Annotated in this window: 16 protein-coding genes; 9 read left to right on the top strand and 7 right to left on the bottom strand. The window is 67.5% G+C overall.

All coding sequences use genetic code 11. From position 1 onward, the window contains the following. Positions 1-96: 96 nt before the first annotated feature. Positions 97-1,392 carry an alpha/beta hydrolase gene (locus AC1MFL_RS03710; protein ID WP_479813521.1) on the bottom strand — a complete coding sequence of 432 codons (1,296 nt, stop codon included), beginning with the start codon at positions 1,390-1,392 and terminating at the stop codon, positions 97-99. A 1,087-nt stretch (positions 1,393-2,479) separates the two neighbouring features. On the opposite strand from AC1MFL_RS03710, the gene AC1MFL_RS03705 reads away from it, so the two are divergent. Genes AC1MFL_RS03705 through AC1MFL_RS03695 form a run of 3 tightly spaced genes read left to right on the top strand, consistent with a single transcriptional unit; the run spans position 2,480 to position 4,301 of the window. Then, positions 2,480-2,647 carry a hypothetical protein gene (locus AC1MFL_RS03705; RefSeq protein WP_479813520.1) on the top strand — a complete coding sequence of 56 codons (168 nt, stop codon included), beginning with the start codon at positions 2,480-2,482 and terminating at the stop codon, positions 2,645-2,647. Continuing rightward, the gene (locus tag AC1MFL_RS03700) at positions 2,644-3,351 is read left to right on the top strand and encodes a cytochrome b N-terminal domain-containing protein (RefSeq protein WP_479813519.1); all 708 of its coding nucleotides are present in this window, start codon (positions 2,644-2,646) and stop codon (positions 3,349-3,351) included. The genes AC1MFL_RS03705 and AC1MFL_RS03700 overlap by 4 nt, the downstream gene beginning before the upstream one ends. Next, positions 3,348-4,301 carry a hypothetical protein gene (locus tag AC1MFL_RS03695; protein WP_479813518.1) on the top strand — a complete coding sequence of 318 codons (954 nt, stop codon included), beginning with the start codon at positions 3,348-3,350 and terminating at the stop codon, positions 4,299-4,301. The genes AC1MFL_RS03700 and AC1MFL_RS03695 overlap by 4 nt, the downstream gene beginning before the upstream one ends. Positions 4,302-4,384: 83 nt before the next feature. Here AC1MFL_RS03695 and AC1MFL_RS03690 read toward each other — a convergent pair whose 3' ends face one another. Then, positions 4,385-6,928: an MMPL family transporter gene (locus AC1MFL_RS03690; protein WP_479813517.1), complete on the bottom strand. Its 2,544-nt coding sequence runs from the start codon at positions 6,926-6,928 to the stop codon at positions 4,385-4,387. 1 nt (position 6,929) lies between these two features. Further along, complete coding sequence (locus AC1MFL_RS03685) at positions 6,930-7,676, bottom strand: TetR/AcrR family transcriptional regulator (protein WP_479813516.1); 747 nt, start codon at positions 7,674-7,676, stop codon at positions 6,930-6,932. Positions 7,677-7,904: 228 nt separating this feature from the next. Here AC1MFL_RS03685 and AC1MFL_RS03680 point away from each other — a divergent pair, with 228 nt between their 5' ends. After that, positions 7,905-8,471 (top strand): hypothetical protein, encoded by a 567-nt coding sequence (locus AC1MFL_RS03680; RefSeq protein ID WP_479813515.1) that lies wholly within the window; start codon positions 7,905-7,907, stop codon positions 8,469-8,471. Between the two features lie 94 nt (positions 8,472-8,565). On the opposite strand, the gene AC1MFL_RS03675 is transcribed toward AC1MFL_RS03680, so the two are convergent. From AC1MFL_RS03675 to AC1MFL_RS03660, 4 genes are all read right to left on the bottom strand, one after another. Beyond that, the gene (locus tag AC1MFL_RS03675; protein WP_479813514.1) at positions 8,566-10,041 is read right to left on the bottom strand and encodes a dicarboxylate/amino acid:cation symporter; all 1,476 of its coding nucleotides are present in this window, start codon (positions 10,039-10,041) and stop codon (positions 8,566-8,568) included. A 196-nt stretch (positions 10,042-10,237) separates the two neighbouring features. Further along, a complete protein-coding gene (locus AC1MFL_RS03670) occupies positions 10,238-11,932 on the bottom strand; it encodes a DUF885 domain-containing protein (protein WP_479813513.1) in 1,695 nt (564 codons plus the stop codon). 130 nt (positions 11,933-12,062) lie between these two features. After that, a complete protein-coding gene (locus tag AC1MFL_RS03665; RefSeq protein ID WP_479813512.1) occupies positions 12,063-12,299 on the bottom strand; it encodes an acyl-CoA carboxylase subunit epsilon in 237 nt (78 codons plus the stop codon). After that, entirely contained in the window at positions 12,296-13,879 is a 1,584-nt protein-coding gene (locus AC1MFL_RS03660; RefSeq protein ID WP_479813511.1) for an acyl-CoA carboxylase subunit beta, read from the bottom strand. Before AC1MFL_RS03660 ends, AC1MFL_RS03665 begins: the two co-directional genes overlap by 4 nt. Positions 13,880-14,162: 283 nt before the next feature. Between AC1MFL_RS03660 and AC1MFL_RS03655 the strand changes: the two genes are divergently transcribed. From AC1MFL_RS03655 to AC1MFL_RS03635, 5 genes are all read left to right on the top strand, one after another. Then, positions 14,163-15,053: an SDR family oxidoreductase gene (locus AC1MFL_RS03655; protein ID WP_479813510.1), complete on the top strand. Its 891-nt coding sequence runs from the start codon at positions 14,163-14,165 to the stop codon at positions 15,051-15,053. Between the two features lie 73 nt (positions 15,054-15,126). Beyond that, positions 15,127-16,107, top strand: coding sequence for a biotin--[acetyl-CoA-carboxylase] ligase (locus AC1MFL_RS03650; protein WP_479813509.1), 981 nt, complete (start codon positions 15,127-15,129; stop codon positions 16,105-16,107). Further along, positions 16,100-16,708: a PH domain-containing protein gene (locus AC1MFL_RS03645; protein WP_479813508.1), complete on the top strand. Its 609-nt coding sequence runs from the start codon at positions 16,100-16,102 to the stop codon at positions 16,706-16,708. The genes AC1MFL_RS03650 and AC1MFL_RS03645 overlap by 8 nt, the downstream gene beginning before the upstream one ends. Then, positions 16,698-18,056 carry an adenylate/guanylate cyclase domain-containing protein gene (locus AC1MFL_RS03640; RefSeq protein WP_479813507.1) on the top strand — a complete coding sequence of 453 codons (1,359 nt, stop codon included), beginning with the start codon at positions 16,698-16,700 and terminating at the stop codon, positions 18,054-18,056. Before AC1MFL_RS03645 ends, AC1MFL_RS03640 begins: the two co-directional genes overlap by 11 nt. Before the next feature lie 172 nt (positions 18,057-18,228). Next, positions 18,229-24,399 carry an Ig-like domain-containing protein gene (locus AC1MFL_RS03635; protein ID WP_479813506.1) on the top strand — a complete coding sequence of 2,057 codons (6,171 nt, stop codon included), beginning with the start codon at positions 18,229-18,231 and terminating at the stop codon, positions 24,397-24,399. The last annotated feature ends 64 nt before the right edge of the window (positions 24,400-24,463 follow it).

Here is a 24,463-nt window from a genome sequence, read left to right as displayed (position 1 = left end):
GGATTATGGGCGCTAGGTGACCCCGCGTTGCTGTGGGTGGGCCCTGAGCTTGTCGAACGCGACGGCGCCGGTCCGCCGTCGCTCGCCGCCTTGCGCCTACGGGGAGGGCCGGGAGAGCCCGAGCCGGGGGAAAAGGACTTCGAATCCCTTGTTCAGGCCACCGTTCAGCGCCGCGATTCCGTGTCCCCCGTCAGGGACCTCGTAATAGGTGACGGCCATTCCCGCGGCAGCTGCTGCTGCCGAAACATGACGGGCAGCCTCGAGGTAGACGGGGTCGTCGGTGGAGGCCGTGAAGATGGCCGCGGTATTGGGATACCTCTGTTGCTTCAGGATGTTGACTGGTTTTTCGGCGTCGTAGGCTGCCTGGTTGCCGCCGAACACTTCGCGGAGGTTGGTCTCGGGGTTCTCGGCACCGGGGTATTCCTCCCCGGAGATGTCCAAAACGTTGCCCCAGATCGAGGGGTACTTGGCGGCGAAGGAAATGGCGCACTGGCCGCCATGGGAATAGCCCGCGATGGTCCAGTATTTCGGGTTGTCAATGATGTTCAGGTGGCTTCGTGCCCAGTCGACCACGTCGCGGTTGATGAAGGTTTCCGGACGTCCGAAAAGGGGTGAGTCGAGGCACAGATTGTCGACCAGGGGGTCGCCAAGCTGGTCGGCAACGATGACGATCGGCGCCAGTCCGTCATGGTGTGCGGCGTAGTCGTTCAGGACCTCGGCGGCATGCTGGGGGTCCGGATCGCCGGGCTGTCCCATCATCAGAACCACCAGCGGCAGGGCCGGAGGGTTGGGGACCTGTGCTGCCGGGGGCAGGTACAGTCCCGCCGGGCGGGAGGAAAACCCGGAGATCTGCGGCGGGATGACGACCTGGGCCGTTGAACCCTCGGAGGGCATTCCTTCAGGCGCCTTCCAGGTCTCCCACAGGGGCTTCTGCGGTGCGGCGGCACGGGGTGCCGCCGGTCCCAGGTCAATCCTCGGGGCGAGGGAGACCCCCAGGAATGAGGCCAGGGTCGCGTTCAGTCCGTAATATGCGTTGATTCCTAAGGCCGCGGTGGCCGCGAAGCTGAGAGCCGCCACGGCTGCGAGCACCTTGCGCCAAGTACCGGAGGCGCGGAGGTTTGCGCCGCAGAGGCCGAGACCCGCGAAGAACGCCATGGCCCAGATGCGCACGGGCCACCCGAGGGGACCACCGAATGCATGCATGATACGCTCCGCCACCAGTAAGGTGACGGCCCCGACCGCGGCGCCGGCTGCGCCCGAGAGTACTGTCATGGCCATCGGCCTGCGCGCGCGCCGCACCAGGAGAAGGGCGCAGAGGGCGATGCTGAGCACGTATGACGCGACGATCAAGGGCCCGTCAATGATGTTGAGAGCCAGAATGAATTTTTCCATGGCACTTCCCGACCACATTGCGCGGCTGCCGTCCCGCCGGAATTGGGTCCTCCGGAGCGCCAGGGCGGTGACACCGCTTTACCAATCCCGGACTTCCCGTCCGGTCCCCGCCGCTGATGATAGCGGCTGAAGATGGCTGCCGGCTGGGAATCCAGATCCCCAGCGTCCGTGATGACTGGCGTGCATCGTCGACCAGTCACTGCTCTACGCCAGCTATGCTCCCTCCGCGCTGGCGGCGCTCTACCTGCTCGTGCGCCCAGTGCTGTTGCCGCGTCCGATCCGCCACGGGATGTCACAACCGACGTCGTCAATTACGTCCGCAAGAACCTCCACGGTGCCACCGGCCGTACCCAGTGGGCCATAGCGTGGGACTCCAACGGCGGCGAACGCGCCCTCTCATCCGCGGCCAAGAGGCCGGAAATTTTCGGCTCACTCCTCGATATCTCGGGGGAACTGAACCCCGTGGACGGCTCGGGGGAGAACACGGTGAAGACCATCTTTGGAGGGAACAAAGCCGCGTTCACCGCGGAGAAACGAGTTCGCCTGATCCGGCGGCAGCACTGGCAAGAGGTTTCCTTTCAGGGGGTGGGCATCAATACGCGCTCCAGAAGGTGCCCGAAGGTTGGTGGTCCAAAGCCTTACGGCCCAAAATCCAGGTGTCGACTTCGTGCATCTTCTTCATAGTGGAGCGGCCGGAGTGCACGCGAAATTATCCAATTCGGGATCAAACACGGCTGCTGCCTCAGAAAGGAAGTATCCGGTGTCATCGCGGCGGCAGCGCACTCCGGGAAACTGTTGACGGCCGCCGGACTTTATGAGGCGCCGCGCGATACCCCGCTCAAATAGCGAAGCTCCGGTCAAATAGCGGTTGACCGGAGCTCCGGTCCATTATGAGTGGGCGAACCTTGACGTTCGCTGGGAAAACCAGCCGAGTTTCTCGTAGATGTCCGAGGGGGCTGGCCTTCCGGTCCCTCGCGGATTGACCCGGGAGTCCCAACAGGGGCCTTGGTCGGGGCAGAAGACCCTGTCAGTGGATGTTTGCGCGTGGTGGAGTTGAACGGGGATCCTATGGAGAATCGAGCAGCCCATGACCGGATGGCTAGTGGCAAGCGTTGGCACGGTTGGTGCCGGAACGTATTTTGGCTGGGACGGCTTCACGATCCAGTCAGGAAACCTGATAGTGATCGTCGTGATGATCATCCTGTTCGTTCTGGCCTTGGTCCTTCCCTTTCCCGGCGGGAAGGGGCGGAAATGAGCGCCCGTGCCACACCGCGGCCCGGTACGCCGGCCGATGAAACTGACGCCCACACCTTGACCGGCAGGGCCCGCCGGTGGCTCCTGAAGAAGCTTCCTGCGGACAAGCTCCTGCCCGAGGATCAGCCAAGCTACGTGGCGTCCTGGGCGTACGTCTTCGGCATGGGGGCCATCGCTTCCCTGCTGTGGATCATCGTCTCCGGAATCGTGCTGGGACTGAACGGACCCCATTGGTATCACGTGTCCTCGCTGGGGAGCTTTGTCAATAGCACCCATCTGTGGAGCGTGGAACTGTTCTTCATCTTCATGGTGGTGCACTTGTGGCTGAAATTCTGGATGGCGGCCTGGCGCGGGGGCCGGGTCCTGACCTGGATCACGGGAGTGATCTCCTTTGTCGTTTCGATCGTGGCGGCCTTCACCGGGTACCTGCTCCAGACGAACTTCGATTCCCAGTGGATTGCCTTCGAAGCGAAGGATGCGCTGAACGCGGTCGGAGTGGGCGCGTGGTTCAATGTGGCCAACGTCGGACAGCTCTTCACCTGGCACATCACGCTATTGCCTCTGGCCGTGGGAGCGGTGGTGGTCCTGCATGTCCTGCTGGTCCGGGTCCACGGCGTTGCACCGCCGCTTGAGGCCGCGGAGTCCGACGCCCAGCTGCTTCACAATCGCCCGGAGTCCACCGAATCCCGGGACGCAGTGCGATGACCAGGAAAAGCGGGAGCATCTCCTGGCGGAAGACGGACGACCTTGCCAGCCGGCCCTGGACGGGCAGCGTCCGCGAATATGACCTGATCAAGGAACTGATCATCGGTGTCGTGGTCGTCGGCCTGCTCGTGTTTGGCGTCTCCGCAATCTTCGGGTCCCCTGATGAGCCAAGCGTCAGCCTCAAAGCGTGGGCCACGGCCGCCCCGGCGGATTTCGTTGCCACTGCAACTAAGGAACTTGCCGGCACCAGCGATAGCGCGGGCTACGGTCCGCCCTACAACTCGACGCCGGACGCATCGCAGAAGATCGGCCCCGTTGACCTTCAAAGCCTCTCCGGCGTCCGCCTTCCGGTCGATAACGCCAACGACTTCGTGATCGCCCCGCTGGCAACGCTGCCGTCGCCGCCAGCTGACCTTGCACTCTGGACGGCCGCCACCGATCAGCAGCGCTCGGACTGGGCAGCTGCCTATTCCGTCGCCCTCGCCGCTGCGCCCGACAACGACCCCGCCAAGGTAGCCGACGGCGACTACGGCCCGGCCCCTGCGCTGACCGGGGCATTGCTGGACATGGCCCGCCAGGGCAGTCTGGACGGCGTGCTGCAGAACGGCGGAAACTTTTACAACATGGACTACACGCGCAGCCTCCTGTTTCTGGGGGACGGCAGCTACTTCCCGGGTCTTGCGGCAAGCCAGCACCTCTCCGGGGATCAGTGGGGCGTGATGAACGAAACCGGCGATACTCCGGGGCAGTCCTGGCTGTGGCTCTTCTCGCTCCTTTACCAGGTGGAACCGTTCAAGTCCGCTCCTAATGCCGATGCCCTGGTCGTGGTCACGATGCTGGTGCTCACGGCATTGCTGACCCTCCTGCCGTTCATCCCCGGTCTGAGGTCGCTGCCACGGAAGATCCCTCTTCATCGCTTGGTCTGGAAGGACTACTACCGCAATCGCTGACTCTGCCGGCAAGCCAGGGCGCCGGACACGACACTGCCCGCCGATCGTGTGATCAGCGGGCAGTTGCGTGTCGACGGCGGACGCTAGCGTGCGGCGACCGTTTCAGGCTCAGCCTCGGGTGAGGCCGCGACGGCGCGGGTCGGCTTGCGCAGCTTGGCGCCTTCGACGTCCACGTCCGGGAGGATGCGGTCCAGCCAGCGCGGGAGCCACCAGGCCTTTTCACCAAGCAGGTACATCACGGCCGGGACGATCGTCATGCGGACCACGAACGCGTCGATCAGGACACCGAAGGCCATCGCGAAGCCAAGCGGCCGGACCATGTTCAGGTGCGAGAAGATGAAGCCCGAGAACACGCTGACCATGATGATCGCAGCCGCCGTGACCACGGCGGCTGCGTGGCTGAAGCCCGAGCGGACCGCATGCTTTGCCGGTTCGCCGTGCATGTAGGACTCGCGCATTCCCGAGGCGATAAACACCTGGTAGTCCATGGCCAGGCCGAACAGCACGCCGATCAGGATGATCGGCAGGAAGCTCAGCACGGCGCCCGGGTTCTCCACGCCGAAGATGGTCCCCAGCCAGCCCCACTGGTAGACCGCGACGACGGCGCCGAACGCGGCGGCGAGCGAGAGCAGGAATCCGCCGGTGGCCAGCAGCGGCACCCAGATGGAGCGGAACACGAGCAGCAGCAGGATCAGCGAGAGGCCCACCACGATCGCCAGGTACGGCGGCAGCGCGGCACCGAGTTTGGTGGACACATCGACGTTACCGGCGGTCTGTCCGGTGAGCCCGATGCTGACGCCGGTGCTGTCCTTGATCTGGCCCTTTTCGGCGCGGAGCTCGGAGACCACCTGCACGGTGCTGGCGCTGGCCGGGCCTTCGTTCGGGATGATCTGGAACACGGCAGTGCGGCGGTCCTCGCTCAGGGCCAGCGGCACGGCGGCGCTGACATTCTCGGTCCCGCGCAGGATGTCCGCGACGTCGAACTGCTTGGCCTTCGCGTCGGCTTCGCTGAGTCCGGCGGGGAGGTCGCCCACCACGATGATCGGGCCGGTCATCCCTTCGCCGAAGCTCCGTTTGGTGACGTCATAGGCCTTGAAGGCCTGCGAGGAGACCGGCTCGGAGCTGGCGTCCGGCAGGGCGAGCCGGAGCTGGCTGGCCGGCAGCGCCAAGACACCGAGCAGCGCCACGCCGGCCAGCAGGGCCAGCCACGGGTGCTTGGTGACGATGCCGCCCCAGCCGTGGCTGCTGCGGTATTCGTCCCTGGCGCGGTCCTCGGTTTCGTGGCCCGGAGCGGCATTGTGTTTGTCCGCCTTGGCCCAGGCCCGCCTGGAGATCAGTTTCCGGCCCACGAGGGAGAGCACAGCCGGCGTCAGGGTCAGGGCGACGACGACGGCGACGGCCACCGTGGCGGCGGCGGAGAGGCCCATGACGGCCAGGAACGGAAGGCCCGGGACGACGAGGGCAGCGAGGGCGATGATGACGGTCAGGCCGGCGAAAAGCACAGCATTGCCGGAGGTGCCGGTGGCCAGGGCCACGGACTCCTCGGGCTCCATGCCGGAGAGCAGCTGCCCGCGGTGCCGGTTGACGATGAACAGGGAGTAGTCGATCCCGACGGCGAGGCCCAGCATGAGCGCCAGCATCGGGGAGATGGAACTCATGTCGAAGGCCCCGCTCAGGGCGAAGGTGGCACCCACACCGACGGCGACGCCGACGACGGCCATCAGCAGCGGAAGCCCGGCGGCGACCAGGGTCCCGAGCATGATGATCAGGACCAGTGCTGCCACTGCGATGCCGAGGATCTCGGCGGTGCCAAAGAGTTCGGAGATGTCCTCGCTGATTTCCTTGCTGGGCAGCGCGGTCACGTTGGCGGCGGAAACCTCCTTGACGATGTCCTGGACTTCCTGGCGGACCTCGGGCTTGAGCCCGTTGATGGAGGTCTTGAACTGGATCTGCGCGATCGCGGCCTTGCCGTCCTCGGAGACGAAGCGGAGGCCCTTGGACGCCTCCAGCTGCCGGGTGCCAAGGGCCAGCTTGGCTTCGCCGGCTTCCAGTTCTGTGGTGCCGGCGTCGATCTTGGCCTGGCCTGCCGCGAGGGCTGCCTTCTGCTGGCCGAGCTGGGCCTCAATCGCAGCGGGCGGCAGTCCGGCAGACGTCATCTGCTGTTCGGCAGCGTCCAGCTTGGCCTTACCTGCGGCGAGGTCTGCGGCGGCCTGGTCCAGCTGGGCTTTGCCCGCAGCGGACTGCTCCTTGCCGGCGGCGAGGTCTGTGGCGGCCTTGTCCAGCTGGGCCTGGGTGGCGAAGGGATCAACCGTGCCCTGGACGTCCGGAAGGGTCTTGAGCTTGGCGAGGGCGGCCGTGACGGCTTCCTGGCCGGCCGGGCTGAACCGGGCGTCGTTGGCTTCGAACACCACGCTGGCGGAACCGCCGGAGGATGAGGGAAGCTCCTTCTTCAGCTTGTCCGCCATCTGCTGGGTTTCGGTGCCCGGGATCTGGAAGTTGTTGGACAGGGTGCCGTGGAAGGCGGCTGCCGCGCCACCGACGGCGACCATGACGGCAAGCCAGACGGAGATGACGAGCCAGCGGTGGCGGTAGGAAAACTTGCCGAGGCGGTAAAGCAGTAGGGCCATGTCAGTGCCGATCTGGGGAAGGGGAGGCGGTGGGGTGGGCGGCCGGGGTGGCTGTCTGGGCGGCCTGGACAATGCCGGGGCGGGCGAACCCGGAGCCCAGCATGCTCATGGAATCGATCAGGAGTTGCCGGAGGGTGGACAGGGATTCCGGCGTCAGGGATCCGCCGCACCGGGCGAACCAGACGTCCATCGCGGCTTTGCCGCAGGAGATGACAGAGCCGGCCAGCGCGCGGAGGTACAGCTCATCGAGTTCGACGCCGCCGCCGGCGCTGAAGCGCTCGCGGGCCGCGGAGATGATTTGGGCGGTGCAGTGGTCCCAGGCTTCCAGCTCGGACCTGCTCAGTTGCGGGTTGGCCTGGCCAAGGCTGTACAGCTCGGCCAGCGGAGCGACGGTCATCGGATCTGCGAGTTCCACGAGGGCGGCCCGGGCGGATTCCAGGAAAGGTTCCCCGACCGGCCGCAGCCGGAACTGCTGAAGCGCAGTGTCCAGGAAGCCGAAGGTGACGGCGGCGATGGCGGCTTCGGTGCTGCCGAAGTAGTTGAAGAAGGTGCGGCGGGAGATGCCGGCGGCGTCGGCGATGTCCTCGACCGTGAAGTTGCCGGGGCCGTTGGAACGGAGGAGCGCCAAGGCGGCGGCGGTGATCGCCTGGCGGGTGGCCGCCTTATTCAGCTCACGGCGCGACGGCGCCTCGGGCGGGGTGCCGGACGCCGGGGGCGTGGCTGCGCGGAGCGGACTGGAAGCGGACACGCAATTACACTACGTGCATGTTTGCACTCAGGGCAAGTTTTTCCAGTTGGGAACGTTGGCGGGAAACGGCCGCGTATCTCGGCCATCGTGTCACTCGCAACCCTTCACAGGAAGATGAAAGGTTCCGGACAGCTCCCGCAGAAGGGGCTGGTGGAGACTTGAGCTACGTCTTGGAAGAGACAGTAACCAATCGCAGCGGGCACCATGCTGCAGACCAGGAGACAGCACATGTCACGTACGAAGAGAATAACGCTCGCCATCTCGGCCGGGGCGCTCGCCTTGGGCGCCGGCCTTGGAGTCACCGGGATGGCGTCGGCAGCCACCACTCCGACCCCCACCCCCAGCTCCAGCGCCTCGGCGGACACGACGACCGGCACCACCGACGGTCAGGGCATGCGCGGCGGCCACCGACCCGGCCGCGGCGGAGAGCACGGCGCCGCCCAGGCTGCCGCACTGGCTGCCAAGCTCGGCGTTGACGAGGCCAAGGTGACCGAGGCCCTGCAGGCCTTCCGCCAGGCCAACAAACCCACGACCCCGCCGGCCGAAGGCACCAAGCCGGACCGCGCCGCGATGGACGCGGCCCTGGCGAAGTCGCTGGCGGCGTCGCTGGGGATTGACGAAGCCAAGGTCACGACGGCCCTGGAGGAGCTGCGGACCGCGGCCCAGACCGGCCGCGCTGCGGAACTGAAGACCAGGCTGGACAAGGCCGTCACCGACGGCACGCTCACCCAGGCCGAGGCTGACGCCGTCACCAAGGCCGTCGAGAAGGGCGTGATTGGCGGAGGCGGACACTAGCCCCCGCTTCGCCGCCGACCCTGACGCGGCACAACCGAAGAAGTCCCCGGGAGGTTCCCGGGGACTTCTTTTTGGTCGTGCCTGGTGCAGGCAGTTACGCCTTGGCGCCGGCCAGTTCGCGGCCTTCCGGCGACGCTGTGGGGGCAGCGGCAGCGGAGGGGTCGACGGCGGCGGTGCCGGAGTCGTCGACAGTGCCGTCGACTGTGCCGTCGACTTCGTCGGAGAACGGGTCACCGGTGCGCGGCGCGTTGTACAGCGCCTCGTCGAGGATTCCCTGGCGCTTGGCCACGATGGTGGGGATGAGTGCCTGCCCGGCCACGTTGACGGCGGTGCGGCCCATGTCCAGGATCGGGTCGATTGCCAGCAGCAGCCCGACGCCCGCAAGCGGCAGTCCCAACGTGGAGAGGGTCAGGGTCAGCATCACGACGGCGCCGGTGGTGCCGGCGGTCGCCGCGGAGCCGAGCACGGAGACGAGGGCGATCAGCAGGTACTGGGTGAAGTCGAGCTGGATGCCGAAGAACTGGGCGACGAAGATCGCCGAGATGGCCGGGTAGATCGCGGCGCAGCCATCCATCTTGGTGGTGGCACCGAGCGGCACGGCGAACGAGGCGTAGGCACGGGGGACGCCCAGGCTGCGTTCGGTCACGCGCTGGGTCAGCGGCAGGGTGCCCACCGAGGAGCGGGAGACGAAGGCCAGCTGCACCGCCGGCCAGACGCCGGAGAAGTACTGCTTGACGGACAGGCCATGGGTGCGGACCAGGACCGGATAGACCACGAACAGCACGAGGGCCAGACCCACATAGATCGCGAAGGTGAACTTGCCCAGGGAGCCGATGGTGTCCCAGCCGTAGATGGCCACAGCATTGCCGATCAGGCCGACGGTGCCGATCGGGGCTATCCGGATGATCCACCAAAGGACCTTCTGGATCACGGCGAGGGCGGAGGCGTTGAGGTTTAGGAACGGCTCGGCGGCCTTGCCCACCTTCAGCGCCGCGATGCCGACGGCGACCGCGATCACCAGGATCTGCAGGACGTTGAAGCTCACCGTGGTGCTGGCGACGCCCTCGGTGACGGTGGTGCTGGCGCCAAGGCCGAGGAAGTTCTTCGGGAACAGGCCCGTCAGGAAGGCCCACCAGTCGCCGGACTTGCCGGCGTACTTGGCCTCCTGGGTGATGCCGGTGTTGGCACCGGGCTGCAGGAACACGCCGAGTCCGATGCCGATCATCACGGAGATCAGCGCCGTGATGGCGAACCAGAGCAGCGTGTTCCAGGCCAGCCGGGCGGCGTTGGAGACGGCGCGCAGGTTGGAGATGGAGCTGACGACGGCAGTGAAGATAAGGGGCACGACGGCGGTCTGCAGCAGCGAGACGTAGCTCGAGCCGATGGTCTGCAAAGTGGCGCCCAGGGCGTTGGGGCTCGTCTTGGTGCTGCCCGTGTACTTGGCCAGGAGGCCGAGGCCCAGGCCCACGATCAGGGCGGCGATGATCTGGAAGCCGAACGAGCCGGCCCACTTGGGCAGCTGGAAGCCGGTCTTTCCGGCGGGTGCGGGGGTGCTTGTCTGAGTGCTCACCGGAACACGCTAGGACCGCCACGAGTATCACGGCGAACGGATGTTGAGAAATGTTACGGGGCAGCTTTCCGGGTCCGGCCGCGGACTCCCGGGGATTACGCCGGAAGACTACCCGTTTGTGAAGTTATTCCAGTCCCTGATGTGGCGATTGTCTCCCGCTCGGGAACCTGGGGCCGCGGTTCCCCGCGGCGGAGGCCTACTGCAGCAGGGCGCGCTTGAGGGTGTCGAGGCCGACGGAGCCGATGTTCAGCGCCTTGGTGTGGAAGGCCCTGAGTTCGAAACCCGGGCGGGATTCGAGCTCGGTGCGGATCTGCTCCCAGAGCCGCTGGCCCACCTTGTACGACGGCGCCTGGCCCGGCCAGCCGAGGTAGCGGGTGAACTCGAAGTTGAGCTGGCCTTCGCTGATCGCGAGGTTCTGCGTGAGGAACGCGTAGCCCTTGTCCGGAGTCCAGGTGCCGGAGCCCCAACGCTCGGGCATCTCCAGTTCCAGGTGGACGCCGATGTCGAAGACCACGCGGGCGGCCCGCATGCGCTGCATGTCCAGCATGCCCATGTGGTCTCCCGGGTCCTTGAGGTAGCCCAGTTCCTGCATCAGTTTCTCGGCGTAGAGTGCCCAGCCCTCGCCGTGCCCGGAGGTCCAACAGACGTTCCGGCGCCACTTGTTGAGCAGCTCCCGGCGGTAGGTGGCGGTCGCCACCTGCAGGTGGTGGCCCGGAACGCCCTCGTGGTAGACCGTGGTGGTCTCGGCCCAGGTGGTGAACGTGTCCTCTCCCGGCGGCACCGACCACCACATGCGGCCCGGGCGGCTGAAGTCGTCCGACGGCCCCGTGTAGTAGATGCCGCCCTCATCGGTCGGGGCAATCCTGCACTCCAGGGTCTTCATGACGTCCGGGATGTCGAAGTGCACGCCTGCGAGGTCGGCCACGGCCTTGTCGGAGAGCTCCTGCATCCAGGCCCGGAGGGCGTCGGTGCCCTTGAGCTGCCGGGCGGGGTCGTTGTTGAGGACCTCCTTGGCCTCCTCGATCGTGGCGCCGGGCCGGATCTCCCCGGCCACACGCTCCTGTTCGGCAATCAGGCGGTCCAGTTCCTGCACGCCCCACGCGTACGTTTCCGCCAGATCCACCGCGGCGCCGAGGAAGACGCGGGACGCCAGCGCGTAGCGCTCGACGCCCACCGCGTCCTTCTCCGGGGCGACGGGAAGCAGCTCGGACTCCAGGAAGCCGGCCAGCCGGGAGTATGCCACGCGCGCCGCGGCCGCTCCGGCGTCGAGCCTCGACTGCACGTCCTCGGGCAGCGGGCCCTCCGCGGTCTTGGCTTCGGCAGCCAGCTTCGCGAAGAAGCCGTCCTCGGCGGCGTGCCTGGTGGTCTGTTCGATCACAATCTTCACCTGGCGCGCGGCGGAAACCTTGCCGTCCTCCTTGGCTGCGCGCAGAGACACGATGTAGCCGTCCAGGGCGGCGGGGACGTTGTGCGCACGGCCCGCGATGTGCTCCCACTGCGCCGCGGTGTCCATCGGCATGAGGTCGAAGATCGCGCGGATCTCCTGGGCGGGGGAGGCGATGTTGTTCAGCTCGGCCAGGTCCCAGCCGGATTCGTGGAGTTCCAGCTGCAGGCCCAGGCGCTCGCGCATGGCGTCCAGGGTCACGGCGTCGACGTCGTCCGCCGGCTCCAGGCCGTCCAGCGCGGCGAGAGTCTCGCGTGCGGCCACCGCGAACTCCTCGATCCCGGCGGGCGAGAAGTCCTGGTACTCGGTCTCGTGCCCGGGGAGCCCGAGCTCGGTGGCGAAGCTCGGGTTAAGCCGGATCAGGGTGTCCGTGAACGCATCGGCGACGGCATCGATGGCGGTGTGCGGGCGACCGGGGGCAGTATTTCCAGGGGTTTCGATAGTCACCCGAAAGACATTAGCCGGGCTCCGGCTGTTATGAAAGGGTTGCTGCACTTTTCCCAGGGACTTCTTGCCCGGAGGACTTTTCCCGAGGACTTCTTCCCCGAGGGACGTTGCAGGGAATCCCGCAGGGGGCTTAGCCGCGGCTGCGCTTCCAGGAACCTGGCCCCGGCTTCGGTGCCAGCTGCAGCTGCTGCCGGCGGATCCAGTGCCGGGCGCTCGGCTTTTCCGGTGCGGCAGCTTCGCCGTTGCCCAGCGACAGCACGACGGCGGTGAGCGCCGCGAGCTCCTCCGGCGTCGGCTCGCCCTTGACGACGGCGAGCAGGGGCTGCTCCGCCGGGGGTGCCCCCTCGGGTTCGACCGCGGATGTCACAGCGGGATGTTCCCGTGCTTCTTGGCGGGCAGGCTGGCGCGCTTGTCCCGCAGGGCACGCAGGCCCTTGATGATCTGCACCCGTGTCTCGGACGGGGCGATGACCGCATCCACATAGCCGAGCTGGGCAGCCTGGTAGGGGTTGAGGAGCTCTTCCTCGTACTGCCGGATGACCTCGGCGCGCTTGGCCTCGACGTCGCCGCCGGCCTCCGCAACGGCGGCGAGTTCGCGGCGGTACAGGATGTTGACGGCGCCCTGGGCGCCCATGACGCCGATCTGGGCGGTCGGCCAGGCGAGGTTGAGGTCCGCGCCGAGCTTCTTGGACCCCATCACGATGTACGCCCCGCCGTAGGCCTTGCGGGTGATGACGGTCAGCTTCGGCACGGTGGCCTCGGCGTAGGCGTAGAGCAGCTTGGCGCCGCGGCGGATGATGCCCTGGAACTCCTGGTCCTTGCCCGGCAGGAAGCCCGGCACGTCCACCAGGGTGATGATCGGGATGTTGAAGGCGTCGCAGTTCCGGACGAAGCGGGCGGCCTTCTCCGAGGCGGCGATGTCCAGGGTGCCGGCGAACTGCATCGGCTGGTTGGCCACGATGCCCACAGTGTGGCCCTCGATCCGGCCGTAGCCGATCATCACGTTCGGCGCGTAGAGGGACTGCATCTCCAGGAAGTGCCCGTCGTCCACAAGCTGCCCGATGAGCTTGCGCATGTCGTACGGCTGGTTGGCCGAATCGGGGATCAGCGCGTCCAGGGCGAGGTCCTCGTCGTCGAGCTCCAGCTCCTGGGAGTGCTCCAGCACCGGGGCCTCGGCGAGGTTGTTGGAGGGCAGGAAGTCCAGGAGCTCGCGGACGAACTCGATGGCGTCGGCCTCGTCGGAGGCGAGGTAGGTGGATGTTCCCGTGTTGGCGTTGTGCTGGCGGGCGCCGCCGAGGGTTTCCATGTCCACGTCTTCGCCGGTGACGGTCTTGATCACGTCAGGGCCGGTGATGAACATGTGCGAGGTCTTGTCCACCATGACCACGTAGTCCGTCAGGGCGGGGGAATAGGCCGCGCCGCCGGCGGAGGGGCCCATGATGAGGGAGATCTGCGGGACCACCCCGGAGGCGTGCACGTTGTTGCGGAAGATGTCCGCGAACATGGCCAGTGAGGCGACGCCTTCCTGGATCCGGGCGCCTCCGCCGTCGAGGATGCCGACCACGGGGCAGCCGTTGCGCAGCGCGAACTCCTGGACCTTGACGATTTTCTCGCCGTTGACCTGGCTCAGCGAGCCGCCGTAGACGGAAAAGTCCTGGCTGTACACGGCGATGGGGCGGCCGTCCACGGTGCCGTAGCCGGAGACCAGGCCGTCGCCGAGCGGCTTTTTCTTCTCCATGCCGAAGGCGGTGGAGCGGTGCACGGCCAGGGCGTCGAACTCGACGAAGGAGCCGGCGTCCAGCAGCAGGTCGATGCGCTCGCGGGCCGTGTTCTTGCCGCGGGCATGCTGCTTCTCGACCGCTTCCGGGCCGGAGGGCTGCTCAGCACGGGCCTGGCGGTCGCGGAAGTCGGCAATCTTTCCCGCGGTCGTGGTCAGATCGTGGCTCATCAAGTGTCTCCGGCTCTGTAGCTGATGTTCTGCTGAATCGAGTGCTGCTGGTCCTGCGTGTGCTGCTGCTGTGCTTCGCCGGCCCTGTCCCGCGTGGCGCTTTAGCTGGTCTCCACAAAAGCCGGGCCTTGATGGCAAGTCTAGTGACGCTATTGGCCCATGCCGCTGTAGAAAACCTACAATATTCGCCCCAACTCTCACCCGGACCACCTTGCCAGCGGGGGGCGCCGGCCGGGCGCGTCGTAGTTACTCGTCAGTAACATGACTCCGCTAGAGTGTCCTCATGACTTCGAGCAATGATGCTTCGGGCACCGCTGCAGGGCCCTACCAGGCCGCCGGTTCCCTCCAGGGCCGCACCATCCTCATCTCCGGGGGAAGCCGCGGCATCGGCCTGGCCATCGCCACCCGCGCCGCGCGCGACGGCGCCAACATCGTCCTGATGGCCAAGACCGGCCAGCCGCACGCCAAGCTGGAAGGCACGGTCTACTCCGCCGCCGAACAGATCGAGGCAGCCGGCGGCCAGGCCCTGCCGCTGGTCGGGGATGTCCGCAACGACAGCGACGTCGCCGGCGCGGTGGCCGCCGCGATCGAACGCTTCGGCGGGATCGACATCGTCATCAATAACGCCTCCGCGATCGACCTGTCGAAGACGGACGACGTCGACATGAAACGTTATGACCTGATGCAGGACATTAACGTCCGCGGCACCTTCCTGCTCTCCAAGCTCGCCCTGCCCGCGCTGCGGAACTCCGACGCCGGCCAGATCCTGACGCTGTCCCCGCCCCTGAACCTTGACCCCCAATGGGCCGGCCTGCACCTGGCATACACGATGGCGAAGTACGGCATGAGCCTGACGACCCTGGGACTGGCCGAGGAACTGAAGATCGACGGCATCAACGTCAACTCGCTCTGGCCCTGCACCCTGATCAACACGGCCGCCATCCGCAACATGCCCGGCGGCGACAAGATCGTGCTGGGCGCCCGCGGCCCCGAAATCATGGCGGACGCCGCCCACGCGGTCCTGACCAGCAGCAACGCGATCCCGGAATCCGGAAGCTGGAGCGGCAACTTCTACACGGACGAGCAGGTGCTTGCCGCCGCCGGCGTCACGGACTTCACCCCGTACAGCCTGGGCGCCCCGGAAGAGAAGCTGATCCCCGACATCTTCCTCTGAGTTTCCTGTGCTTCGGTGCCGCCGGCGGTCCGGAATCGAGCCGGCAGCGCCATGACTCGGTAGGATTCAAAGCATGGAAGCCGCGCAGGAAGCCCCGGACCGTCCGCCCCTCGATCTGAACGCCCTCAGCGATGAGGCGTTCCTCTCCGCCAACGGCATTCCCCGGCTCACGGTGGTGGACTCGACCGGCTCCACCAACGCCGACCTGATTCGCGGTGTCACCGAGGATCCCGGGGCATACCCGGACCTCACCGTGCTCACTGCCGAATACCAGAGCGCCGCCCGCGGCCGCCTCGACCGCCGCTGGGAAGCTCCTGCCCGCAGTTCGGTTTCCGTGTCGCTGGTGCTGCGTCCGGTCAACGCCGAGGGGCGCCCGCTGCCCACGCAGAGTTACTCCTGGCTCTCGCTGCTCGCGGCACTTGCCCTGCGCGAGGCGCTGCTGGAAACCGCGGGAATCCCGGCCGAACTCAAATGGCCCAACGACGTCCTGGTCCGCGGCCGGAAGATCGCCGGCATCCTCGCCCAGCTGGGCCCGATGGAGGGCGGCGCCGTGCCGCCCGTCGTCCTGGGGACCGGGCTGAACGTCACCCTCACCGAAGCCGAGCTCCCGGTGCCCACGGCCACCTCCGTCCTGCTCGAACACCCGTCCACGGTGGACCGGACCGAGCTGCTGAAGAGCTTCCTGTCCAGGTTCGCCATCCTCTACCGCAGCTTCTGCAACGCCGACGGCGACCCCACCGCCGGGATGGCCGGCGGCCACTCCCTGCACAAGCGGGTGGAGCACCTGCTGACCACGCTCGGCAAGCAGGTCCGCGCCCAACTGCCCGGCGACCATGAAATCATCGGCCACGCCACCCGCCTGGATGAGTACGGTTCACTCCTGGTGGTGGACTCCGGGGGCCACGAGCATGTGGTGACGGCCGGCGACGTGGTGCACCTGCGTCCCTGGACGCCTCCCGGCACGGAAAGCGGCACGGAAAGCGGCACGGACCAGCCCGGCGGTGCTTCCGGCAGTGCCAGCCGGCATCCGGGCCACGAAAGCGGTTATGCGTAAAGAGCTCTACCCGGGCGAGCAAGTGATTGTGGTGACCCGCCCGCAGCCCCGGACCCTGATTGCCCCGGCGCTGCTGTTTATCCTGGTTCCGGCGCTCGCCGCCTACGCCAGCGCCTGGATCGTCAAGGGCGGGCCGGCCCACCTCGTCCCGCTGGCCAAGGACTCCGCCAGGGAGTGGACGCCGTGGCTGATCGGGGTCTGCATTGCACTTGCGGCCTGGGTGCTGCTGGGCTACTGCCTGCCGCGGGTCATGGGCTGGCACGCCACGAAGTACATCCTGACGAGCCAGCGCCTGGTTGCCCGTTACGGCATGTTGCGCCGGCGCGACCAGCAGGTCCCCCTCGGCACTGTCCGTAATGTGGTCATCCATCAGTCGTTGCTCCAACGCGTATTGCGCTCCGGGAATATATCCTTGGAGACCGGACACCCCACCAGCATGGTGGTGCCCGACGTCCCGGAGGTCGCGACGTTCCGAAACTTCATCCTCGACGCCATCAACGATCTCCCGCAGGACGGGGGCTGGGGCTCCGAGGGCATGATGCACAACCCCGATGCGGCGTGGCCGTGGGAGACGAGAGAAGGTGGAAGAGATGAGCGCTGAGAACGTCCACCAGGACACCGGGCTCCTGGACGAAGAACCGTCACAGGTTCCGGATGCCGTCGTCGAGACCGCCAACCTCCAGGAAGCCGTCCTCGATTCCGTGGCAGAGCAGATTGATGCGGACGCCGAGGAAGCTGCAGCGAACGCCGAGGCCTGGCTCCCGGACTCCGCGGACACGGATGCGACGGTGGAGCCCCAGACGGACGACGCCGACGACGCCGCCCCGGCGAACGACGCGGACGACGCGGACGACGACTCGGCCGGTGCGGAAGCGGCAGCCGCCGTCGTGCCACCCACCGCCACCATGTCCACGGAACGCATCGCGCTGAAGGCCCTGGAGCAGCGCCTGCTCGGCGGGGAACGCAAGCTCCGCCGCCGTGAAGTCGCCTCCGGCGCCGGGCTGTCCCTGCTGTCCGCCCGCAAACTCTGGCGCGCCCTGGGCTTCCCCAACATCGGCGACGAGGACGTTGCCTTCACCGAACGCGACCAGTCGGCGCTGAACACCATCGTGGACCTGGTCCGCGCCGGCAAGCTCACCGAGGAAGCCGCGATTTCCGTCACCCGCGCCATCGGCCAGATGACGGACCGCATGGTGGTCTGGCAGATCGAAGCCCTCGTCGAGGACATGGTCCACCAGCAGGGCGTCAGCGACGCCGTGGCCCGCAAACGCCTGGTCAGTGAGCTGCCGTCCCTCGTGGACGCCCTGGAGGAAATGCTGGTCTACTCCTGGCGCCGCCAGCTCAACGCCGGCGTCCAGCGCCTGGCCGTGCGCGCCGAGGCCGGGCTGGCGTCCAGCGAGGAAGGCCGCGAAGGCGACGAGGACGACGCCCCGCTGCCGCTGGCACGGGCGGTCGGCTTCGCTGACCTGGTCTCCTACACCAGCCTGTCCCGCAGGATGAACGAAAAAACCCTCGCCCAGCTGGTCCAGCGCTTTGAGAACAAGTGCGCCGAAATCATCTCGGTGGGCGGCGGGCGGCTGGTGAAGACGGTTGGCGATGAAGTCCTCTACATCGCCGAGACCCCGGCTGCCGGCGCCGAAATCTCCCTCGCGCTGTGCCAGGCCTTCACCGAGGATGAGATCCTGCCCCAGGCCCGCGTGGCCATGGTGTGGGGCCGCATCCTCTCCCGGCTGGGCGATATCTACGGTCCGACCGTGAACCTGGCGGCGCGGCTCACCGCGCTGGCCGATCCCGGAACCGTGCTGGTGGACTCCATGACCGCGTCCGCGCTCGAACAGGACGAACGGTTTGTGCTGCTTCCGCGCCCCGCCGAGGACGTCCGCGGCTTCGGCGAAATCCACCCGGTGGAGCTGCAACGCGGCAGCGGCCACGGGCTGGTGCTGGACTAGCTGGTCCCGGACCGAAGGCATCCTGACCTGCACCGATGCCGGCACCGCAGGGCTTGACTGCGGCAGGGTTTCTCTAATCGATAGCTAATATGGGATAGTCGTTGCTATCTGGCACCAGCAGAGGGCGATGCCCCCTGCTGAGGCTGCCGTGACTTTGGGGGACACCGCACACATGAAGACCTTCCTGGCAGCCCTGCGGCCAAAAACGCGCCGCCCGGTCCTGGCACGCCCGCTGACCGCCCGCCGCAAACATCTGATGGCCGGAACCGGCATCGCTGCCGCCTCCGCCGTCCTCATCACCGGCGCCATCATCTATCCGGGGTTTAAGACCACTGAGGTGGAGCTGAATGATGGCGGGGTGTGGGTGGTGTCGAAGTCGAAGAATGCGGTGGGGCGGTTGAATTATCCGTCGCGGGTGTTGGATGGGGCGGTGACGCCGGCGTCGGCGACGTTTGATGTGCTGCAGGATGCCGGGACGGTGTTTGTTGATGACAGTGCGGCCTCGACGTTGAATCAGGTCTCGGCGGCGCAGCTGCGTTTGGGCGGGGATAAGAAGCTGCCGGGGTCGGCGGCGGTGAGTTTTGGTTCGAAGGTGATTTCGGTGACGGATGCGGCCAAGGGCCGGGTGTGGGCGTTGTCGCCGTCGACGGTGAATGGTTTTGATGAGGAGGGGTCGGAGCCGGTTCTGACTGGTTCGCAGGGGCTGGTGTCGGCGGTGGGGGCTGATGACCGGATTTACAGTGCGGATCCGAAGTCCGGGCAGGTCTCGGTGACGGCGGTGGGCGCCGGTGGTGGGGCTGCGGAGGTGAAGACGGAGACCTGGGACGGGTTGAAGGGTGCCGGGGAGCTGCAGTTGGCGGTGGTGGGGGACCGGCCGGTGGTGCTGGATGCGGGCCGGGGGAAGTTGTTCCTGCCGGGCGGGCGTGAGCTGGCGTTGGCGGATGCGCGGGATGCGAAGTTGCAGCTCTCGGGTCCGGCGGCAGATGCGGTGGCGGTGGCGACGCCGAAGGCGTTGTTGCTTCAGCCGTTGGACGGGTCGACGGCGAAGACGGTGACGTTTGGGGGGCAGGGTGTTCCGGCGGCGCCGGTGCAGCTGGGCGGTTGTGTCCATGCGGCGTGGTCGGGGGCGAACAAGTATGTGCGTGAGTGCGTGAATGATGCCGACGACAAGACGGTGGACGTACCGAAGGCCAGCGCGGCGCCGTCCTATGTGTTCCGGGTGAACCGGGACCTGGTGGTCCTCAACGATGTGAATTCGGGCAATGTGTGGCTGGTGAACCAGAACATGCAGCTGGTCAACAACTGGGACGACGTCATCCCCCCGCAGCAGACCTCCGACGATGCGGACAAGGACTCCGCCGACGAGGTCCAGCAGACCGTCCTCCCGGACCGCACCAAACCCAACAGCGCCCCCGCCGCCAAACCGGACAGCTTCGGCGTGCGCGCCGGCAAAACCACCATCCTGCCCGTGCTCGACAACGACACGGACCCCGACGGGGACATCCTCACCGTCCGGGCCCCGGACCCGATCAAATCCGGACTCCTGGCGCCGATCTACGGTTCCACCGGCTTCCAGGTCAGCGTTCCCGCAGAGAGGACCGGCACGGAGACGTTCAAATATTCGGCGGACGACGGCCGCGGGCTCTCCGCCTCCGCCGACGTCACGCTCACCGTCGTCCCTGCAGGGGAGAACTCCGCCCCGCGGCAGAAACCCAACCGGAACACCTCCCTCCTGGTGCAGAGCGGCAAGCTGGTCAGCCAGAACATCCTCACAGACTGGATCGACCCCGACGGCGACGACCTCTACGTCGTCAGCGCCACCAGCAGCGACCCCCGCGACCAGGTCAAAGCCCGTCCCGACGGGCTGCTCAGCTTCCAGGACGCCGGCTCCGAGCCCGGCCGCAAGGTCGTCACCGTCACGGTCTCCGACGGCCAGTCCAGCACCGAAGGCAAGATCACTGTCGACGTCCGCGCCCCGGGCGCCCTGCCGCCGATCGCCAACGCGGACCACATCGTCGCCGTCGCCGGAGTGGACACCGTCATCGCACCGCTCAAGAACGACTCGGATCCGCAGGGCGGCGCGCTGCGCCTCGCCCAGGTCACCCCGGACGGGAACTCCAGCGCCACGATGGGGGCGGACCAGCAGACCTTCACCTTCTCCTCCACCGCCCAGGGACCCCACTACGTCTCCTACCTCGTCACCAACGGCCCGGCCAGCGCCCAGCAGCTGGTCCGCGTCGACGTCGTCCCCGGCAACGGCGACGGCGCCCCCGTGGCCGTGCGCGACACCGCCCTGCTGCCCAGCGGCGGCAGCGTCCTGGTGGATGTCCTCGGCAACGACTCGGACCCCTCCGGCGGCGTGCTGGTGGTCCAGTCCGTGACCGCGGCGGACGGTGAGCCCGTAAGCGTGTCCGTCCTGGACCACTCGGTGGTCCGGATCACCGACATCCGCGCGGAGGGCCAGCTCAACGTCAAATACACCATCTCCAACGGCAAGTCCTCCGCCACCGGCGAGATCGCCGTCCTCGTCGTCCCGGCCCCCACCAAACTCCAGGCGCCGCAGGCCAAGCCGGACGAAGCAACCGTGCGTGCCGGCGACGTCGTCACCATCCCGGTCCTCGGGAACGACACTGACCCCAACGGCGGCAAGCTGACCCTCGAACCTGCGCTGGCACAGCAGCCCGACGCCGCCGACGGCCGCATTTTCACCTCCGGCAACGCCCTGCGCTTCATCGCCGGCGAGCTGCCGAAAACCGTGTACGCCATCTACAAGGTCACCAACGACTCGGGGCAGTCGGACTCCCAGCAGGTCACCATCCGGATCCGGGCCCGCGACGACGAACGGAACACCCGCCCCGAACCGAAGAACCTGACCGCCCGCGTGGTGGCCGGCATGGTGGTCCGCATCCCGGTGCCGCTGGACGGCATTGACTCCGACGGCGACTCCGTCCAGCTGACCGGCGTGGACAAGGCCCCGGCCATGGGAACGGCCGTCGTCAAGGACGGCTACCTCGAATTCACCGCCACCGGCGACGCCGCCGGCACCGACACCTTCAGCTACCGCGTCCGGGACCGGATCGGCGCTGAAAACACCGGCACCGTGATTGTCGGCATCGCCCCGCCCGAAGCCAACAACCAGAAACCCATCGCGGTCGACGACGCCGTCGACGTCCGCCCCGGCCGTAAGATCGCCGTCGACGCCCTCGGCAACGACTCGGACCCGGACGGGGACCCGGTCAGCCTGGTCTCCAACGCCTTCGAAGCCCGGCCCGAACTCAGCGTCGAGCCGGCCGACGGCGGCAAGGTCCTCCTCACGGCCCCCGGCACCGCCGGCAGCGAAAGCGTCGGCTACAAGATCCAGGACGACAAAAAGGCCCAGTGCAGCGCAGTGATCCGGGTCCGGGTCAGCCCGGATGCGGCCCTCAAGCTCCCGGTCGCCAAAGACGACGTGGTCACCGCCGCGGAGACCCTCGGCAAGTCCGCCGTCGACGTCCCCGTCCTCAAGAACGACTCCGACCCCGACGGCGTCGCCGCCGAGCTCAAGGTCTCCCTGCCGGACGGCAACCCGAACGCACGCGCCGGAGGTGGCGGCAACGTCGTCGTGACCCTCGCCCCGAAGGACCAGCTGGTCCCGTACACCGTCACCGACGTGGACGGCCAAAGCGCGACGGCGGTTATCTGGGTACCCGGCCAGGGCGAGCAGCACCCCACCCTGGCGCGCACCGACGTCGTCGAAGTGATGGCCGGCAACGAAATCAACCTCGACCTGAACGAGTACGTCCGGGTCCGGGAAGGACACACGCCCCGGGTCACGCAGGTGGACAAGGTCCGGGTGCAGGGGGCTGACTCCCGGAACGTCGTCGCGGGCAACGGCACTGCGCTGCGCTACGCGGCACTGAAGGACTACGTGGGCCCCGGCTCCGTGACCTTCGAGGTCACGGACGGCACCGGGCCCGACGACCCGCAGGGCCTGAAATCGACCCTGAGCATTATCACCAGGGTTATTCCCGACCCCAACGCCAACCACCAGCCCACCTTCAGCGGGACCGACCTCGAGGTGCCGAAGGCCGAGTCCGTCAGTCTCGAGCTGGGCAACCTCGCCAAGGATGTGGACTCGGGCGACCAGGAGAAGCTCAAGTTCGAGCTCGACGGCACCCTGCCCGAGGGGATCAAGGCCACCATTGAGGGCCAGACCCTCAAGGTCAGTGCGGAGGCCACCATCGCCGCGGGCCGCCGGGGGAGCATCCCGTTAAAGGTCACCGACGGCCGCTCCGAGCCGGTCAAGGCCACGGTGGAAGCCACTGTCGTCGCCTCCAACCGGCCCCTCCCGACGGCCAATGAGGACGTCATCGAGAAGGCCAACGCGGGCAAAACCGAGACCATCAACGTCCTGGCCAACGACTTCAACCCGTTCGCCGAAACCCCGCTGAAGATCATCTCGGCCACGGTCGAAACCGGCTCGGCCGCGGGCGCCCCCGCCGTGAACGGGGACTCGATCACCGTGACTCCCGCCGACGGCTCCAAGGGCGTGATGGTGGTGCGCTACACCGTGCTGGACAAGACCGGGGATCCGTCCCGGCAGGCCAGCGGCCGGGTGCGCATCACGGTCCGGGACAAGCCGGATGCCCCCTCGGCCCCGTCCGCGACCGACGTCCGCAGCCGCACCGCCGTGCTCAAGTGGGCACCGCCCTCGGACAACGGCGCGGCGATCAGCAAATACACCGTCAGCTCCAGCGGCTTCAGCCAGGACTGCCCCACCACCACCTGCACCCTCAGCGGCCTGACCAACGACGTCAAGTACGTCTTTACCGTCACCGCCACCAACGAAGTCGGCCAGTCAGCGCCCTCGGCGTCGTCCAACGAGATCAGGCCGGATGAAAAGCCCTCCCCGCCGGAGGCCCCCACGGTCAAAGCCGGGGACAAGAACATGGTGATCGCCTGGCCTGCGGCAAAGACCGAGGGTTCGGCCGTCAAGAGCTACAACCTGGAGATATCCCCGCCGCCGGCCACCGGGGTCGCCGTGAAGAACGGCGTCACCGGCCTGAACTACACCTGGCCGGGTCTGACCAACGGCGTCCGCTACAAGGTGCGCGCCCAGGCCGTCAACGAACTCGGCCCGTCCGAGTGGGGCATCTACTCCGCCGAGGACAACCCCGCCGGCGTCCCGGCAGCCCCGGCGGCACCGACGTCGACGGTGGCCTCCGCCGTGGGCACCTCCAACCAGCTGAAGGTGAACTGGAGCGAACCGAACACCAACGGCGACGCGATCAGGAACTACTACGTCACCATGAGCGGCGGCGGCGGGACGACGCAGACCCAGATGGTTCCCGGGACGGTGCGGACCGCGAACTTCACCGCGAACAACTCCGAGGCCTCCTACACCTTCACTGTGCAGGCGGAGAACAAGGCCGGCAAGGGCGCCGTCAGCGCACCGTCCGCGCCGCGGCGCGCCACCGGCAAGCTCGCCCAGGTGTCCGGGGTCAGCGCCGCCGAGGCCAACACCGGCGGCGCGGGCCGGGCCGTGACCATCAACTTCCGGGAACTCAGCGACGCCGAGCGCAACGGCTCGGCGCCCAATGAGGTCAGCTACACCTACAACGCCAGCACGGGACAGTCCGGTCCCATCAGGCCCGGGCAGACCGTGGGCGGCTTCACGAACGGGGCCGCCACCAGGATCACCGTGGTGGCCAACTCCACCGTGGCGCCGAGCTCGGACGCCAGCGCCGCAGCCGCCGCCACACCCTACGGCGCGCCCGGCACGCCCTCCGCCTCCGGCCAGAACGGCGGCCAGAACCAGAAGTCGCTCAGTTTCAGCTGGAACTCACCGTCCACGGCGACGAACGACGTCGCCTCCACCCGGATCAACATCGACGGCCGCGGCTGGGAAAACGTCGCCGCCTCAGGCAGCCGGACCGTGAACACCGGCGGATTCGACGAACGGCACTCCATCCAGGTCCAGACGGTCAACTCGGTGGGGACCGGCGGGGGCATCGCCACGGCCACGGCCCAGTCCGGCCCGGCCAAGACCAACTGGGACGCCGCGGTCAACGGTTACCGCACCTGCACGGATGCGCCTGCCTCCGGTCAGACCTCGTGGCGGTCGCCGGCGGGCGCGGAACACACCTGCGACGGGGTGATCCGGAACTATCCATGGGCCTACGGCTCCGACGGGTCCTTCACCGTCAACTGCTTCATGTGGCGCACCGTGCCGGATGCCCGCGGGACCTACAAGTGGTACCGCATCAATTCGCACCCGGACGGCCGTTTCGTGGGCCGCACCATCCAGGTCGGCAACACCACCCTGGGCGAGCCCGAGGGCCATGGAATCCCGCAATGCGGCTGACCGCCGGGCTGCTGAGCGGGACCTCCCGCCCGCGGCCCACCACGCTATCCCACCCAGAACAGAA

The sequence above is a fragment of the Arthrobacter sp. BG3 genome (genome assembly GCF_056680185.1).
Note: the sequence above shows the minus strand (reverse complement) of the source record. Positions and strands in the feature narration are given on the sequence as shown.

What these genes read in the sequence shown, in the direction of transcription:
- AC1MFL_RS03655 (WP_479813510.1), top strand. Translation starts at nt 14,163, where the DNA reads ATGACTTCGAGCAATGATGCTTCGGGCACCGCTGCAGGGCCCTACCAG.
- AC1MFL_RS03660 (WP_479813511.1), bottom strand. Translation starts at nt 13,879, where the DNA reads ATGAGCCACGATCTGACCACGACCGCGGGAAAGATTGCCGACTTCCGC.
- AC1MFL_RS03700 (WP_479813519.1), top strand. Translation starts at nt 2,644, where the DNA reads ATGAGCGCCCGTGCCACACCGCGGCCCGGTACGCCGGCCGATGAAACT.
- AC1MFL_RS03650 (WP_479813509.1), top strand. Translation starts at nt 15,127, where the DNA reads ATGGAAGCCGCGCAGGAAGCCCCGGACCGTCCGCCCCTCGATCTGAAC.
- AC1MFL_RS03680 (WP_479813515.1), top strand. Translation starts at nt 7,905, where the DNA reads ATGTCACGTACGAAGAGAATAACGCTCGCCATCTCGGCCGGGGCGCTC.
- AC1MFL_RS03690 (WP_479813517.1), bottom strand. Translation starts at nt 6,928, where the DNA reads ATGGCCCTACTGCTTTACCGCCTCGGCAAGTTTTCCTACCGCCACCGC.
- AC1MFL_RS03695 (WP_479813518.1), top strand. Translation starts at nt 3,348, where the DNA reads ATGACCAGGAAAAGCGGGAGCATCTCCTGGCGGAAGACGGACGACCTT.
- AC1MFL_RS03640 (WP_479813507.1), top strand. Translation starts at nt 16,698, where the DNA reads ATGAGCGCTGAGAACGTCCACCAGGACACCGGGCTCCTGGACGAAGAA.
- AC1MFL_RS03710 (WP_479813521.1), bottom strand. Translation starts at nt 1,392, where the DNA reads ATGGAAAAATTCATTCTGGCTCTCAACATCATTGACGGGCCCTTGATC.
- AC1MFL_RS03705 (WP_479813520.1), top strand. Translation starts at nt 2,480, where the DNA reads ATGACCGGATGGCTAGTGGCAAGCGTTGGCACGGTTGGTGCCGGAACG.
- AC1MFL_RS03635 (WP_479813506.1), top strand. Translation starts at nt 18,229, where the DNA reads ATGAAGACCTTCCTGGCAGCCCTGCGGCCAAAAACGCGCCGCCCGGTC.
- AC1MFL_RS03645 (WP_479813508.1), top strand. Translation starts at nt 16,100, where the DNA reads ATGCGTAAAGAGCTCTACCCGGGCGAGCAAGTGATTGTGGTGACCCGC.